We start from the raw sequence: 14,890 nt of genomic DNA on the forward strand, positions 1-14,890 counted from the left end.
CGCGCAAAATTGCTGAACAGGCGTTAAGGATACTGCCTCGACGGGGAGGCGCAAACCGTAATCCCGACCATACTTGGCTACGGCTTTTGAAATGTTTCCCTGTTTAATAACAAGAAGAGACCGACTCATGAAGTACGAACCTTTTGCCAAATCGCTGATTGCGACCTCATTGGCGCTCAGCTGCCTGACCGCCCATGCCGCCTCCGTGGCCCCGGCTACCGGGGAAAACGGCATGGTGGTCACGGCCCAGCACCTGGCCAGCCATGTGGGCGTGGATGTGCTCAAGAACGGCGGCAATGCCGTGGATGCGGCGGTGGCGGTCGGCTATGCGCTGGCGGTGGTGTACCCCGCGGCAGGCAACCTCGGCGGCGGTGGTTTCATGACGATTCAACTGGCGGACGGGCGCAAGACCTTCCTCGACTTCCGTGAAAAAGCCCCGCTGGCCGCTACCGCCAACATGTACCTGGACAAGGAGGGCAACGTCGTTCCCGATCTGAGTACCCGTGGCCACCTGGCCGTGGGCGTGCCGGGCACCGTGTCGGGCATGGAACTGGCGCTGTCCAAGTACGGCACCAAGCCGCGCAAGGAAATCATCGCCCCGGCCATCAAGCTGGCCGAAGACGGTTTCGTGCTGGAACAGGGCGACGTCGATCTGCTGGACTATGCCACCGACATGTTCAAGAAGGACATCAAGGATTCCGGCGCGATCTTCCTGAGCAATGGCGAGCCGATGCAGGTCGGCCAGAAACTGGTGCAAAAGGACCTGAGCAAGACCCTGCGGGAGATCTCCGAGAAAGGCGCCGACGGTTTCTATAAAGGCTGGGTGGCCGACGCCATCGTCACCTCCAGCCAGGCCAACAAGGGCATCATCACCCAGGCCGACCTCGACAAATACAAGACCCGCGAACTGGCGCCCATCGAGTGCGACTACCGTGGCTACCACGTGGTTTCCGCACCGCCACCGAGTTCCGGCGGGGTGGTGATCTGCGAGATCATGAACATCCTCGAAGGTTATCCGATGAAGGATCTGGGCTATCACTCGGCCCAGGGCATGCACTATCAGATCGAAGCGATGCGCCACGCTTACGTGGACCGCAACAGCTACCTGGGCGACCCGGATTTCGTGAAGAACCCGATTGCCCACCTGCTGGATAAAAACTACGCGACCAAGCTGCGCGACGCGATCAAGCCACAAAAAGCCGCGGTATCCAGCGAACTCAAGCCCGGCGTAGCGCCCCATGAAGGCAACAACACCACCCATTACTCCATCGTCGACAAGTGGGGCAACGCGGTGTCGGTGACCTACACCCTCAACGACTGGTTCGGTGCCGGCGTGATGGCGAGCAAGACCGGGGTCATCCTCAACGATGAAATGGACGACTTCACCTCGAAAATCGGCGTACCGAACATGTACGGCCTGGTGCAGGGCGAGGCCAATGCCATCGCGCCCGGCAAGGCGCCGCTGTCGTCCATGAGCCCGACCATCGTCACCAAGGACGGCAAAGTGGTGATGGTGGTCGGTACGCCGGGCGGCAGCCGCATCATCACCGCGACCTTGCTGACCATGCTCAACGTGATCGACTACGGCATGAACATCCAGGAAGCGGTCGATGCACCGCGTTTTCATCAGCAGTGGCTGCCGGAGGAAACCAACCTGGAAGCCTTCACCACCAGCCCGGACACGGTGAAAATCCTCGAAAGCTGGGGGCACAAGTTTGCCGGTCCTCAGGACGCCAACCACCTGGCGGCGATCCTGGTCGGTGCGCCATCCCTGGGTGGCAAGCCGGTAGGCAAGAACCGTTTCTACGGGGCGAACGACCCACGGCGTAACACCGGGTTGTCGCTGGGTTATTGAGGGTTGTGTCCGGAGGGGGACGGGCTTATGTTCGTCCCCTGATCCCTCGACATCACAAGGAAGGAAATCATGACCACTGCACTGTTAATCATCGACGTTCAGCAGGCATTGTGCTCCGGTGAATACGAGTGTTTCGAGATCGGACGGGTTATCGATACGATCAACGATCTCTCGGCCCGGGCCCGCAAGGCCGAAGTTCCCGTGGTGCTGATCCAGCACGAAGAAACGGGCAGTCCGCTGGCGCATGACGCTGCCGGCTGGCAACTGGCCGAAGGGCTGCAAACCTCGGCCACGGATCATCGCGTGCGCAAGACCACCCCGGATTCGTTCTACAAGACCAAGCTGCAAAAACTGTTGCCGGAGCAAGACTTCGAACGCCTGGTCATCTGCGGCCTGCAGACCGATTACTGCGTCAATGCCACTGTGCGCCAGGCCCTGAAACTGGGCTACGACGTGGTGCTGGCGGGCGACGCACATTCCACCGTCGACAACGGCAACCTGACCGCCGAAGACATCATCGCCGAGCACAACAAGGACCTGGCGCACCTCACCGGTTCCGTGGCGCGGATCGACGTGATACCGGCCAAGGACATCCACTTCTGATACCACCACATTCCCCCTGTGGGAGTGAGCCTGCTCGCGATGACGTCGTTACAGCCAACATTGATGTCGGCTGACCCACCGCTATCGCGAGCAGGCTCACTCCTACAGTAATTTCGGTTGCTCCCGGATTTTGCGTACACCCAATAACCCTGTGAGCGAGCTTGCTCGCGATGGCGTCATTACAGCCAGCATCGGCTTTGACTGACTCACCACTCCCACAGAACCTACACCGCTCCGAAAATCTCGATCAGCTCGTTCAGGAACGCACTCACCAGGTCCCGCTGCCGCGCCGAATGCCTTACCGCCGCATGAAAGCTGACCTCATAGCGCAACAGGTCCGGGTTCAGCGGGTGTAACTGCCCCAGCTGTTCATGGCGGGTCGCGTAGTGCTGTGGCAGAAACCCCAGGTGCTGGCCGGACAGGATCAGCAGGGCCGCGCCGTCCATGCTGTCGGTGAGCACGGTCAGGCGCTCGATGGAGGTGGGGGCCGGCATTTCCGGCAGCGGATGGCTCGGCCAGACCCAGTCGAACCCGCTGACATCTTCCCGGGTCAGTGCGCCGACCTTGCCGAACAGCGGGTGCGAGGGCGCGCAGTAGGCAATCTGGGTTTCCGGGAACAGCGGGAAATAATCGATGCTGGGCAAGCGATGCCAGAAGTAACCGATGGCCAGGTCGATATGGCCGTTGATGATTTTTTCTTCCAGCAGCGACGACGACAGTTCGGTGAAATGGAAGTACAACCCCTCGTGCCGCGCCCGCAAACGGGCAATGGCCTGGCCGATTTTCTTGTTTGCCACCGGATCGATTTGCCCCAGCAGGCCAATGTTGATGCTGCCCGAGACTTTGCGGTTGATGTGCTGCACCTCGACCCGAAAGCCTTCGGCCGCCGCCAGCAAGCGCCGGGCCGCCTCGATGAACTGAGTGCCTTTGGGCGTTACCGAAAACCCGCCGCGCCCGCGTTCGCACAAGCGGAAACCGACCCGGGCTTCCAGCGTCGCCAACTGCGCGCTGATTGTGGGTTGCGTGGTGTTGAGGGCGGTTTGCGCCGCCGAGATGCCACCCGCTTCGACGACGGTCAGAAATACCCGGATCAGGCGCAGATCCAGCTCCGTTACAGTTCCCAGCATGGGGGCTCCCGATTCTCGCTTACATAGATGCAGGTCTATGTGAACAGTGTGCCTGCGATATTTTATTGCCCGGACTCACGCCCTACATTGCCGTGAAACCAGCGTCATCGTCAGCTTTTTCTGGACTTTCACCTGAACTGGACGTCGTAGCGAGCGCTGTACCCACAAAAACAACAAACAACAGCATAGGAACAATCGTATGTCAGGTTCCCCAGTGTCTGCGCACGCCGCCGAGGCGAGCGGCGGGTTGGCCATCGAAGGTCACTCCATCGACTACATCCCGGAAAACGAACGCCACGCCAAACTCAGCAGTCAGGGGCCTTTCTGGTTCCTCGGCAATTTCCACTTCTTCACCATCTCCATCGGCTTTGTCGGCCCGAGCCTTGGCTTGTCCGCGCTGTGGACCATGTTCGCCGGTGCCCTGGGCATCATGTTCGGCACCATTTTCATGGCGTTCCACGGCTCCCAGGGCCCGGAAATGGGCCTGCCGCAGATGATCCAGTCCCGCGCCCAGTTCGGCTATCGCGGGGTGATCCTGGCGTTGATGGCGACGATGTTTGTGTTCGTCGGTTTCAACGTGGTGAACATTTCGCTGATCATGAATGGCCTGGAGCATGTGTTCGGCATTAATCCGACCATCGTCGCCGTGGCCGTTGTGCTGATCGGCGCGCTGTTGTCGATCTACGGCCACGACCTGATGCACAAGGCCTTCAAGTGGGCCTTGCTGGCGACCTTGCCGCTGTACGCACTGGTGACCATCGCCCTGATGTTCGGCGCGGGCCAGGAAGGCGTCACGCCGGCGGCCGACCTGGGCTTCAACTGGGTGGCCTTCGCCACGCTGTTCGCCATCGGTGCCAGCTACAACATTTCCTATGCACCCTACGTGTCTGACTATTCCCGTTACCTGCCAAAAAACACCAGCCGGGCGAAACTGATCGCGGCGGTGTTCATCGGCGCCTCGTTGTCCGGCAGCTGGATGATCGGCCTCGGCGCCTGGCTGGCCCAGGAGCTGAAAGCCGCCGACGCGCTGGTGGCGTTGAATCAGGTCGGCTCCTCGATGGTGCCTGGGTTGGGCAATCTGCTGGTAATCGTCTCGGTGGCGGGCTTCCTGCCGATCATCGCCCTCAACACCTACAGCGCCATGCTGACGCTGCTGACCGGTGTCGACTCGATCAGGAAAATCACCCCGACACCCCGCGCCCGTGTGCTGTCGATCAGTGTGATCAGCGTCATTGTGTTGACCTGCGTGCTGTCGATCAAAGGTGACGGCATCGCGCTGTTGAACACCTTCCTGGTGTTGTTGCTGTACTTCCTCGTGCCGTGGACCGCCGTCAACCTGGTGGACTACTTCTTTGTGCGCAAGGGCCGCTATGCGATCCCGCATTTCTTCACGCCAAACGGCATCTACGGCGCCTGGCAATTTCGCGGCATCGTCTCGTACCTGATCGGCTTCGCCGCGATGGTGCCGTTCTTCTACATCTTCGATGCCGCCGCCGGCAAAGAGGTCTTCGTCGGCCCGCTGGCGCGAGTGCTGGACGGCGTGGATATCGCCTGGCTGGTGGGCCTGGTGGTGTCGGGGCTGACCTATTACCTGCTCAGTCGCTCGATTGATCTGGTCGCCGAACGCCGGGTGATCGACGCGCTGAGCGAGAGCGACATCGTCGCCATGACCCATTCATCTGCGGAGGCAGGGCGTTGAACAGCGTAAAAAATACCGTGGTCGCCTGCTGCCAACTGGCACCGAAAATCGGCGACCTGGCCCACAATCGCACGCTCACCGAGCGCGCGATCCGCCAGGCAGCCTTTCAGGGCGCGCAAGTGGTGGTGCTGCCTGAACTGGTACAGAGCGGCTATCTGTTCGCCGACCGCGACGAAGCTCTGTCTCTGGCGGAAACCACTGACGGTCCGACTTTACAACTGTGGCAGGCTCTGGCCCGTGAGCTGAACCTGGTGATCGTCGGCGGATTCTGCGAGCGCCTGCCCGGTGATGAACTGGCCAACAGCGCGGCAATGATCGACGCCAATGGCCTGCGCGCGGTGTACCGCAAGGCGCATCTGTGGGATGCCGAGAAGGACATCTTCACGGCCGGGGATGCGCCACCGCCGGTGGTCGAAACGGTGCATGGGCGGCTCGGCATGCTGATTTGCTACGACCTGGAGTTCCCCGAGTGGGTGCGTCTGCCGGCGCTGGCCGGGGCCGATCTGCTGTGTGCGCCGGTCAACTGGCCCGACGGTCCGCGGCCGCAAACCGAGCGCCCGGCCGAAGTGCTGCGGGTGCAGGCCAATGCCTCGGTCAACCGCATGTTCATCGCCGCCTGTGATCGCTATGGCCATGAACGCGGGGTCGGCTGGGTCCAGGGTTCGGTCATAGTCGACGCCGATGGCTACCCGCTGGCCGGGCCGGCGGAGCAGGGCGGCGAGCAATTGTTGCTGGCCACCCTGAACCTCGCCGAAGCGCGCAACAAGCGCATCAGCGCGCGCAACGACCTGCACAAGGACCGCCGACCATCGTTGTACGGGTTGCTCAGCGGTTTGTAACTGCTGATGTCAAAGTGCGCTGGACCCATTCCCGAGCCTATGGCATCGTCCAGACGATAAAAACCATGCAGTGAACGGGATCGCAATGATGGAGGAGGGGATCAAGGCCGGCGACAACACGTCCATGGCCACGCTGAAGGCGTTCAATCGCTGCGTGTTGCACGTTGGACGGCTGGCGCGGGAAAGTGGCGCGTCGCGCTTCATCGCCGACGGTTTGCAGGCATTCGGTCAACTGGTGCCGTTTGCGTCGGCCTGGTGGGGCGAGATGTCTACGCCGGGTCCCAATGTTGTCCCGCAGAGCTGGATGCACGGCAGCATCAATCTCCCTGAATCCTTTGCCGCCGAATGGCATCCGGTCGCGGCAAACGATCAGTTCTCCCATACCACACTGAGTCAACCCGGCGAGGTGGTGCGTGATAAAGGGTTCAACGACCCGTGCGAAGCCGTCAACGATTTCGCCCGGCGTTACGATCTCTACCACTTGATGGGCATCACCTTCGAGTTGCCCGAGAGTGGCTTGATGTTCTTCGTCTGTCTCTACCGCGGCGAGCACGAACAGCATTTCGATGAACACGAGGCCGAGTTGTTTTCGGCGTTTTGTGATCACTTGTTCCAGCTATGGCGGTTTCAGGTGCAGGACATGATTCGCTTCGACACCGATGATGGCGCGAGCGACTTCGGTATTGCGCGCATGGACGGCAGCCTGCTGTATGTCGGTGCGCGATTGTGCGCAGCGATTCAGCGTGAACTGCCCGGCTGGAACGGTTCAATGCTGCCGGTCGAAGTTGTCTCACAGTTGCAAAAAGCGCCCTGCGTGGTTCGTTTGGGCCGCTGCGCGTTGACCCTGAGCCCCAATGCCGAACATGTCATCTTGTCCCTCGAAGCGCCATCACGGGCCGAAGGCCTGGCGCCTCGGGAACGCACGGCGGCGATGTTGTTCGCCGCCGGCCATTCCTACAAGGAAATCGCCAAACTCCTGTCCCTTAGCCCGGCGACCGTGCGTACTTACCTGCGCAATTGCTATTTGCAGCTCGGCGTGAAAAGCAAGGTGGAACTGGGTTCGGTCCTGCGTTCGCCCGGTTCGCTGATTGAGTCTGCGCGCCGCGATTAATCGCGTCATTTCAACTATTTGCCTCACCCCTCCTCATTTGCAGAGGTCCATTCGAACGCTGCGCCCTATAGGGTAGGCCCTGTCTATCAGGGGCTGGCGCAGTCGCTTCGGGCCGCTTCAAAACAATAAGAACAGGGGTGAGGCATTTGAGACTTTCCAGGCTTTTTGTCGCCGTTGCGACGGCGACGGCATTTTCCGGCATGGCGTTGGCGGCGACACCCGCCGACACGGTCATGCGCAATGGCTACGTCTACACCATCGATGGCCAGAATTCCGTACAGCAGGCCATTGCCATTTCGAGCGGCAAGATCGTCTATGTCGGCAGCGATGCCGGGGTCGGCGCCTACATCGGCAAGCAAACACAACTGATCGACCTGGCCGGGCGCATGCTGATGCCGGGCTTCGTCGATGCGCACATGCACCCGGGGGATGGCGGTCGGGCCATGACCCTGTGTGACCTGAAATACCAAACCATGACCCGCGCGCAGTTTCAGACGAGCATCCAGGCTTGCCTGGATGCCGAAAAGGACAAGGGCCCGGACGTGTGGCTGGAAGTCGGCAGCTGGGACCGCATGGGCATGACCGGGCTTGACGGCGATGCGGACAAATCGACCCTGGACGCGCTCAAGACCCAGCGTCCGATCCAGGTGCGCTCCACCGACTTCCACACCGTGCTGACCAACTCTCGTGGCCTGGAACTGGCCGGCATCAACAAGAACACCGCCGACCCCGAAGACGGCAAATACCGACGCGACAGCGCCGGCAATCCGAACGGCATCTGTGAAGACGGCGCCGCCGAATCGTTGGCCGCCGTGGTGCCGCCTGCGACCGACGCGGAAAAACTCAATCAGGTTCGCGCAGCCCTCGACGCCATGCGCCAGCAAGGCATCACCAGTTTCTTCGATGCACTGTCCGGCCCGGAAAACGGCAAGGCCTTCACCCGCCTGCAAAAGTCCGGCGAACTGACCGCCCGGGCCTTGCTGGCGATCAAGCTGGACCCGGCCGCCGCTGCCGCCGACCCGGTGAAAACCATCGCCGAGGCCAAGGCGCTGGCCAGCACCTACGACCAGGGCGAAGTGCGTGTCGCGCCGGGCGTGAACATGCGCCACGTCAAACTGTTCATGGACGGCATCATCAATGCCCCGGCGGACACCGGCGCCATGTTGACCCCGTACCTGCACAACAGCGGCACCGACAAGGCGCCGAAGTGGACGCCGGGCAAGAACCTGGGCGAACTGTACTTCCCGCCGCAAGTGCTCAATCCGTTGTTGTTGCAAGCGGTCAAGGCCGGTCTCGATCCGCACCTGCACGCCACCGGCGAGCGCGCGGTGCGCGATGCACTGGACAGCGTCGCCTACGTGCGCAAGGAACTGCCCGGTACTGATTTCCGTCCGGCCATCGCGCACGCCGAGTCTGTCGACCCTGCCGACTATTCGCGCTTCAAGGCACTGGACGTCACGGCCACCATGTCGTTCCAGTGGGCGCAGCAGGCACCGTCCACGGTCGACGGCACCAGCGATCACCTTGGCGCCGAGCGATTCGAGCGCATGGAGCCCTCGGGCAGCATCGCCCATGCCGGCGGCCGAGTGGCCTTTGGCAGCGATTGGCCGGTCGATCCGCTGGATGAATTCCTGGCGCTGAAAGTCGGTGTCACCCGTTCCGGCGACCCCACCAATCCACACAGCTATGGGCCGAAGTATGCCGGGCGACTCAATGCCGATCCGGCGCTGTCACGAGCCGAAGTGCTGCGCAGCATCACCCTCAGTTCCGCTGAACAGCTGAAGCTGGACACGGTGTTGGGGTCGGTCGAAGTCGGCAAGTTCGCTGACCTGATCGTGCTCGACAAGAACTTCATGCAGGTGCCCGAGGAGGAACTGGGCCGCAATGATGTGCTGCTGACGCTGGTCGGCGGCAAGGTCGTGTGGGCCAAGGCGCCGTTCCTCGGGCTTGCGCCACACATGGTTTCCCAAGCTGTTACTTCCCGATCCGCCCTATAAAAACCAGAGAGCGTTCCGATGCGATTGATTCCAAACCTGTTGGCCGCCGCGCTGGCCTTGTCGTCGGTGCAGGCCATGGCCGCCGCTGACCTGGTGTTGTTCAACGGCAAGGTCTTTACCGCCGAACCCGGCCAGGCGCTGGTACAGGCTGTTGCGGTGCAGGACGGCAAGATTCTGAAAGTGGGCAGCGATGCCGAAATCAATGCCCTGGCCGATGCCAAGACCCAGCGCATCGACCTGGCGGGCAAAGTGTTGATGCCAGGCATGATCGACACCCACAGCCACCCGGTCACGGGCGCTTTCGACAGCATGAAGGCCAACCTGCTGGACGAGGTCAAGCCTTTGCCGGAACTCGAGCAATGGTTGATCGAAGAGGACAAGGCCGGGCGTGCCCGGTCCGGCGATGTGATCAGCGTGGCCGGGGTCAGTTCGGCCTACTGGGAGAAGAGTCGTGAACTGGGCAAGGTGTTCAACCGGGGACGTTGGGCCGATCAACCGATTGTCTTCAGCGGCATCGACGGCCACACCGGTTGGGCCAATAACGCAATGCTCAAGCGCTTGAGCATCGACGCGGCACTGGTCAAGAGCCTGCCGGAGAAAGAACGCGGTTACATCGGTCATGAAGCGGACTTCACGCCGAACGGCTACTTCGCCGAATCCCGTTGGGACGTGGTGCGCAACGGTGTTCCGGCGCCCACCCCGGAGGCCATGCTCAAGGCCGCTCGCGAGGCGGTGAAGATCAACAATCAATTCGGCGTCACCGCCTGGATGGACGCGGCGGCGAATGGCGGCAGCGAAGATACGCTGTTCGATTTCCATGCCACCGCGGAAAGTGTCGGCGTGCTGCCGCTGTACAAGGAACTGGCGCAGAACGGCGAACTCAGCGCCCACGTCGCCGCGTTGATGGTCACCAATCCGAAGAGCAAACCCGCCGACCTGGAAGTGATCGCCACAGTGATGAAGCAATTCGAGGGCGTGCCTAACCTGACGTTCCCCGGCATCAAGGTGTTTGTCGACGGCATTCTCGAGTTCCCGGGGCAAACCGCAGCGGTCATCGTACCGTTCAAGAACAGCCATAAAAATGGTCAGTTGCTGACCGATCCGGCGCACTTCGGCGAACTGGTGGTGGCGGCGGAAAAACGCGGCTGGATCGTGCACATGCATGCCGTCGGCGACCGCGCGGTGCGTGAAGCGCTCAATGGCGTGGCGTATGCGCGCAAGCTTAGCCCGACGCCGGTACCCCACAGCATCGCGCACCTGCAACTGGTCAATCCCAAGGAGTTTCCACGCTTCAAGGAACTGGGTGTGATCGCTTCCATGCAACTGCTGTGGGCCACCGGCGAATCCTACACCGTCGAACTGGTCAAGCCTTACATCAGCGCCTTTGCCTACGGTTACCAGTATCCCGCGCGGTCCCTGCATAACGCGGGCGCGACGATTGCCGGTGGCAGCGACTGGCCGGTGTCCAGCAACAATCCGTTCAACGCCATCGCCCAGGCCAGCACGCGCAAAGGGCCGTTGGGTGTACTCAACGCCAAGGAAAGCATCGATCGCCAGACCATGTTCTACGCCTACACCATCAACGCGGCGAAAACCCTGCGCCTGGAGCAGCAGATCGGTTCGCTGGCACCGGGCAAGCAGGCCGACCTGATCATCCTCGACCGTGATGTGTTCAAGGTCAGCGATGACGAGCTGTTCGAGACCAAAGTCCTGAACACCTTCTTCGCCGGCAAACAGGTCTACGCCCCCGCGTCCTGACCTGCGTACACCCCGCACCCGCAAAAAAACCGCCAGCCCCTCGCAGCGCGAGGGGCCTGGCATCGCCATGCCTGAAATTCCCCGTACGCCATAACAACAAGAGAACTGTATGAACGCACTTTCAGCATTGACCCTCGCGACACTGGCATTGATCCCCCTGAGCAGCCAGGCCCTGGTCCTCAACGATGATTTCAGCCTGGATATGACCCTGGGCGTCGTCAGCGACTACCGTTCCCGGGGCATCTCGCAAACCCTGGGCGATCCGGCGGTACAGGGCGGCGCAACGCTGCTGCACAGCAGCGGCCTGTACATCGGCGCCTGGACCTCCAACGTCGATTTCGGCGGCGGCTTCGACACCCGGCAGGAGCGTGAGTACTACGCCGGTTACTACTGGCAGGCGACGGACGCGATCAGCTTGGATCTGGGCTACATCAAGTACGACTACCCGAAAGATTCCGAATTCAACCTGAGCGAAATCTACGCGGTCCTTGACCTGTACGGCGTGAAGCTGGGTGCCAATTACTCCAAGGACACGCCGAACGTTTTCGGCGAAGACCAGGACACGCTCTACACCTACGTCGGCTACAAGTTCACGCTGCCGGCCGAGGTCGGCCTGGAACTGCGTGTGGGACGCAACGACGTGAAAGACCCGGCGTTCTGGTCCGCCAACGGCGACAACCGCGAAGCCTATTACGAGTGGGAAGCGAAGTTGACCCGTGACTTCGTCGGCGTGACCTGGGGCCTGAGCTATGTCGACACCGACCTGTCGAAGAGCGAGTGCAGCGGCTGGTACGGCTATGACGACCTCTGTTCGGCGACAGTTGTAGCCAGCGCAACCAAGACATTTTAATTTCCGTCCCTGACAACAAAAACAGTTCCACAAAGGAAACACCGTCATGAGTGCGCAACGCAGTCCCCTGGTCGAGACCCGCTCGATCGACTTCATTCCCGAGGCTGAGCGACACGGCAGTCTCTACAGCCAGTTCACCCTGTGGCTGGGTGCCAACCTGCAAATCACCGCCATCGTCACCGGCGCCCTGGCCGTGGTGCTGGGCGGCGACGTGTTCTGGTCGCTGATCGGCTTGCTGATCGGGCAAGTGCTCGGCGGTGCCGTGGTAGCGCTGCACGCGGCGCAAGGGCCGAAGCTTGGGCTGCCGCAGATGATCTCCAGCCGCGTGCAGTTCGGGGTATATGGCGCGGCGATCCCGATTGTCCTGGTGTGCCTGATGTACCTCGGTTTCAGCGCCACCGGCGCGGTGCTGTCGGGGCAGGCGATCGCGCAGTTGATCAGTGTCAGCGACAGTACCGGCATCCTGATTTTCGCGGCGTGCATCGCGTTCCTGACGATCTTCGGCTATCGGGTGATTCACCTGGTCGGGCGGGTGGCCAGCGTGCTGGGCATCATCGCCTTCGCCTACCTGTTCACCCGGTTGATGACCCTCAACGACATCGGCCTGCTGCTCGACAATCGTCATTTTGCCTGGAGCACCTTCCTGCTGGCGGTTTCGCTCTCGGCGTCCTGGCAGATCGCCTTCGGCCCCTACGTGGCGGACTACTCGCGCTACCTGCCGAGCAAGACTTCATCGTGGAAAACCTTTGCCGCCGTGGGCCTCGGCACAGTGCTGGGGGCTCAGACTTCGATGGTGCTGGGGGTGTTCGCCGCCGCACTGGCCGGGGCCAATTTCCGTGGGCACGAAGTGGCGACCATTGTCGGCCTGGGCAGTAGCGGTGTGATCGCGTCCTTGCTGTACCTGAGCATTGTGTTCGGCAAGGTCACGGTGTCCACCCTCAACGCCTACGGCAGTTTCATGTGCATCGCCACCATCATCAGTGGCTTTCGTCGTCGCCTGGAAATCACCGCCCGCCAGCGCATGCTGTTTGTGCTGCTGATCGTCGCGGCGTCCACCGCGCTGGCATTGCTGGGGCAGTACTCGTTCCTCAACTCGTTCAAGTACTTCATCCTGTTTTTGCTGACGTTCTTCACCCCGTGGAGCGCGATCAACCTGGTGGATTACTACTTCATCAACAAGGAGCGTTACGACGTTCCGGCGCTGTCCGACCCGAACGGGCGCTACGGTCGCTGGAACGTGCTGGGGATCAGCGTCTACGTGATCGGCGTGTTGATCCAGTTGCCTTTTGTCGACACCCATTTCTACTCCGGGCCGATGGTTGCGCAACTGGGCGGCGTGGATATTTCCTGGATCGTCGGGCTGCTGGTGCCGGGGGTGATCTATTACGCGCTGGCCAAGCCGTCGATGAGTGGCGTGGTGGTTGAGCGGGGTTAATGCCCGTCAGAACGGCGAGTTCTTGTGGCGAGGGGGCTTGCCCCCGTTGGACTGCGCAGCAGGCCCATCTTTTAGGGCCGCTTCGCGCCCCAACGGGGGCAAGCCCCCTCGCCACAGGGTTAGTGCTCAGGCAGTTTCCAGCGCTCACGCAACTGCTCGTACTGCGCTTGCGGCAGTTGCACCAGCACAGGGGATTTGCCCGGGTCCAGCCAATCGAGCAACCGCGCGATATCCGCCGGGTCCATGGCCGTACAACCACGGGTCGGCGTCGTGGGGCCGCGCCAGATGTGGAAGAAAATGCATGAACCGGCAGCGGGAGAGGCCGGGGTGTTGTGCTGGATGACGATGCCTTGGCGGTACAACTCATCCGAGCGGCGCATCCGTTCGGAGCTGTTCCAGTCCTTTTCGACGACCGCTCCGTCGACCAGTTCGTTGTAACGCGTGGATTGGCTGTCATCCACACATTCGATGGTCGGTGTCAGCGACAGATAGGGCAGGCGGGTCTCGGCCGCAGGCGCATAGCCAAACGCCGTGCCCAGCTTGAACATTCCGGCCGGCGCCTTGCCATCGCCTTCCTGTTTGACCGGTCCTTCAGGTTGCCCGATATCGAGCAGCCCCTTGCCCCAACCCATACCGTTCTTGCCGAGCACCACTGCAAAGGGCGCTTCGAATTTTTGCAAGGTCTGCCCGTGCCGTTCATAGCGCTGGGCAGTACCCCGGATGTCATCCCAGTTTTTACTGGTGACCACGATCAGCTGGTCGCTGCCGTCGAGTCCCTGGGCCATCGCGGACAGCGGAAACAACGCCACCAACAGGGTTTTGAGCAGACAGTTCATGGTGCAAGCGGCGTGATGGGGAAGTCCATGACGTCCGGCTTCTGCGGATTTCCGCTGTACGTGAAGTGCCACCACTCGGCCGAATAACCCACGAAGCCTTCCCTGGCCATGGCACTGGTCAGGCGTTGGCGATTGGCTTTGGCCGTGGCGTTGATCAGCGCCGAGTCGGTGTGCGCCCGCTCATCGAAACAATCGAAACCGGTGCCCATGTCCAACGCGCCGTCGTGCCAGCGCTGGCCGTAAGGGGCGGTGCAATCCACTGGCGTGACCGAAGGCGTCCAGGTGTCGGCGGGCAGGGCGTCGGGGCCGGTCAGGGTCAGGTCGACGGTGTTGCCCCGGGAATGATTGGACACCCGGGCCACATAACCCAGGCGCCAGAAGTCCTGCTTGTCGACCCGTGGATAGAACTCGGTCTTCAGCGGGTCGCCAGGTTCGGTGGCGAAGCGTCCCATGTCCGCCACCGCGCGGGTCGGGCGATAACAATCGAATACCTTCAAGCCGTAGCCTTCGGCTTTCAGTGAGCTTTGCACTCGGGCCAATGCCTTCGCAGCGTCCTCCGACAGCAGACACTCCGCCGCCTGGTAGCCGTCGAGCGGGTGCCCGGTGAAGTTGTGCGCGCTGGCGTAGCGGATGTCCTGCTCGATGCCCGGGTCGACGCTGCGCACATACACCATGTGCCCGGGTTTCGGCTCGTCGGCCATGCACGGCGTGGCAAGGCTCAGGCACAGCAACAACAGACAGGGTGAACGCGACATCGGGAACGGCTCCATGCATGACCAG

General features: G+C 61.7%; 12 protein-coding genes. 9 read left to right on the top strand and 3 right to left on the bottom strand.

What is annotated here, in order from left to right:
• Positions 1–127: 127 nt before the first annotated feature.
• Complete coding sequence (gene ggt, locus AABM52_RS10795) at positions 128–1,855, top strand: gamma-glutamyltransferase (protein ID WP_347911730.1); 1,728 nt, start codon at positions 128–130, stop codon at positions 1,853–1,855.
• Between the two features lie 69 nt (positions 1,856–1,924).
• Positions 1,925–2,458 (top strand): cysteine hydrolase family protein, encoded by a 534-nt coding sequence (locus AABM52_RS10800; protein WP_347911731.1) that lies wholly within the window; start codon positions 1,925–1,927, stop codon positions 2,456–2,458.
• Positions 2,459–2,682: 224 nt separating this feature from the next.
• On the opposite strand, the gene AABM52_RS10805 is transcribed toward AABM52_RS10800, so the two are convergent.
• Entirely contained in the window at positions 2,683–3,585 is a 903-nt protein-coding gene (locus AABM52_RS10805; RefSeq protein WP_347911732.1) for a LysR family transcriptional regulator, read from the bottom strand.
• Between the two features lie 199 nt (positions 3,586–3,784).
• On the opposite strand from AABM52_RS10805, the gene AABM52_RS10810 reads away from it, so the two are divergent.
• From AABM52_RS10810 to AABM52_RS10840, 7 genes are all read left to right on the top strand, one after another.
• The gene (locus AABM52_RS10810) at positions 3,785–5,284 is read left to right on the top strand and encodes a cytosine permease (protein WP_347911733.1); all 1,500 of its coding nucleotides are present in this window, start codon (positions 3,785–3,787) and stop codon (positions 5,282–5,284) included.
• Complete coding sequence (locus tag AABM52_RS10815; protein ID WP_347911734.1) at positions 5,281–6,123, top strand: nitrilase family protein; 843 nt, start codon at positions 5,281–5,283, stop codon at positions 6,121–6,123. Before AABM52_RS10810 ends, AABM52_RS10815 begins: the two co-directional genes overlap by 4 nt.
• Positions 6,124–6,211: 88 nt before the next feature.
• Positions 6,212–7,234, top strand: a complete 1,023-nt coding sequence (locus AABM52_RS10820) for a helix-turn-helix transcriptional regulator (protein WP_347912610.1) — start codon at positions 6,212–6,214, stop codon at positions 7,232–7,234.
• A gap of 200 nt (positions 7,235–7,434) precedes the next feature.
• Positions 7,435–9,231 carry an amidohydrolase gene (locus tag AABM52_RS10825; protein ID WP_347912611.1) on the top strand — a complete coding sequence of 599 codons (1,797 nt, stop codon included), beginning with the start codon at positions 7,435–7,437 and terminating at the stop codon, positions 9,229–9,231.
• An 18-nt stretch (positions 9,232–9,249) separates the two neighbouring features.
• The gene (locus AABM52_RS10830; RefSeq protein ID WP_347911735.1) at positions 9,250–10,989 is read left to right on the top strand and encodes an amidohydrolase; all 1,740 of its coding nucleotides are present in this window, start codon (positions 9,250–9,252) and stop codon (positions 10,987–10,989) included.
• A 109-nt stretch (positions 10,990–11,098) separates the two neighbouring features.
• Positions 11,099–11,839, top strand: coding sequence for a TorF family putative porin (locus AABM52_RS10835; protein WP_347911736.1), 741 nt, complete (start codon positions 11,099–11,101; stop codon positions 11,837–11,839).
• A gap of 46 nt (positions 11,840–11,885) precedes the next feature.
• Complete coding sequence (locus AABM52_RS10840; RefSeq protein ID WP_347911738.1) at positions 11,886–13,274, top strand: cytosine permease; 1,389 nt, start codon at positions 11,886–11,888, stop codon at positions 13,272–13,274.
• Positions 13,275–13,393: 119 nt separating this feature from the next.
• Here AABM52_RS10840 and AABM52_RS10845 read toward each other — a convergent pair whose 3' ends face one another.
• Both AABM52_RS10845 and AABM52_RS10850 read right to left on the bottom strand, forming a co-directional pair.
• Positions 13,394–14,110 (bottom strand): L,D-transpeptidase family protein, encoded by a 717-nt coding sequence (locus AABM52_RS10845; RefSeq protein WP_347911739.1) that lies wholly within the window; start codon positions 14,108–14,110, stop codon positions 13,394–13,396.
• Positions 14,107–14,865: a M15 family metallopeptidase gene (locus tag AABM52_RS10850; protein ID WP_347911740.1), complete on the bottom strand. Its 759-nt coding sequence runs from the start codon at positions 14,863–14,865 to the stop codon at positions 14,107–14,109. The genes AABM52_RS10845 and AABM52_RS10850 overlap by 4 nt, the downstream gene beginning before the upstream one ends.
• Between the last annotated feature and the right edge of the window lie 25 nt (positions 14,866–14,890).

This window comes from Pseudomonas grandcourensis, from assembly GCF_039909015.1.
GTDB lineage: Bacteria > Pseudomonadota > Gammaproteobacteria > Pseudomonadales > Pseudomonadaceae > Aquipseudomonas > Aquipseudomonas grandcourensis.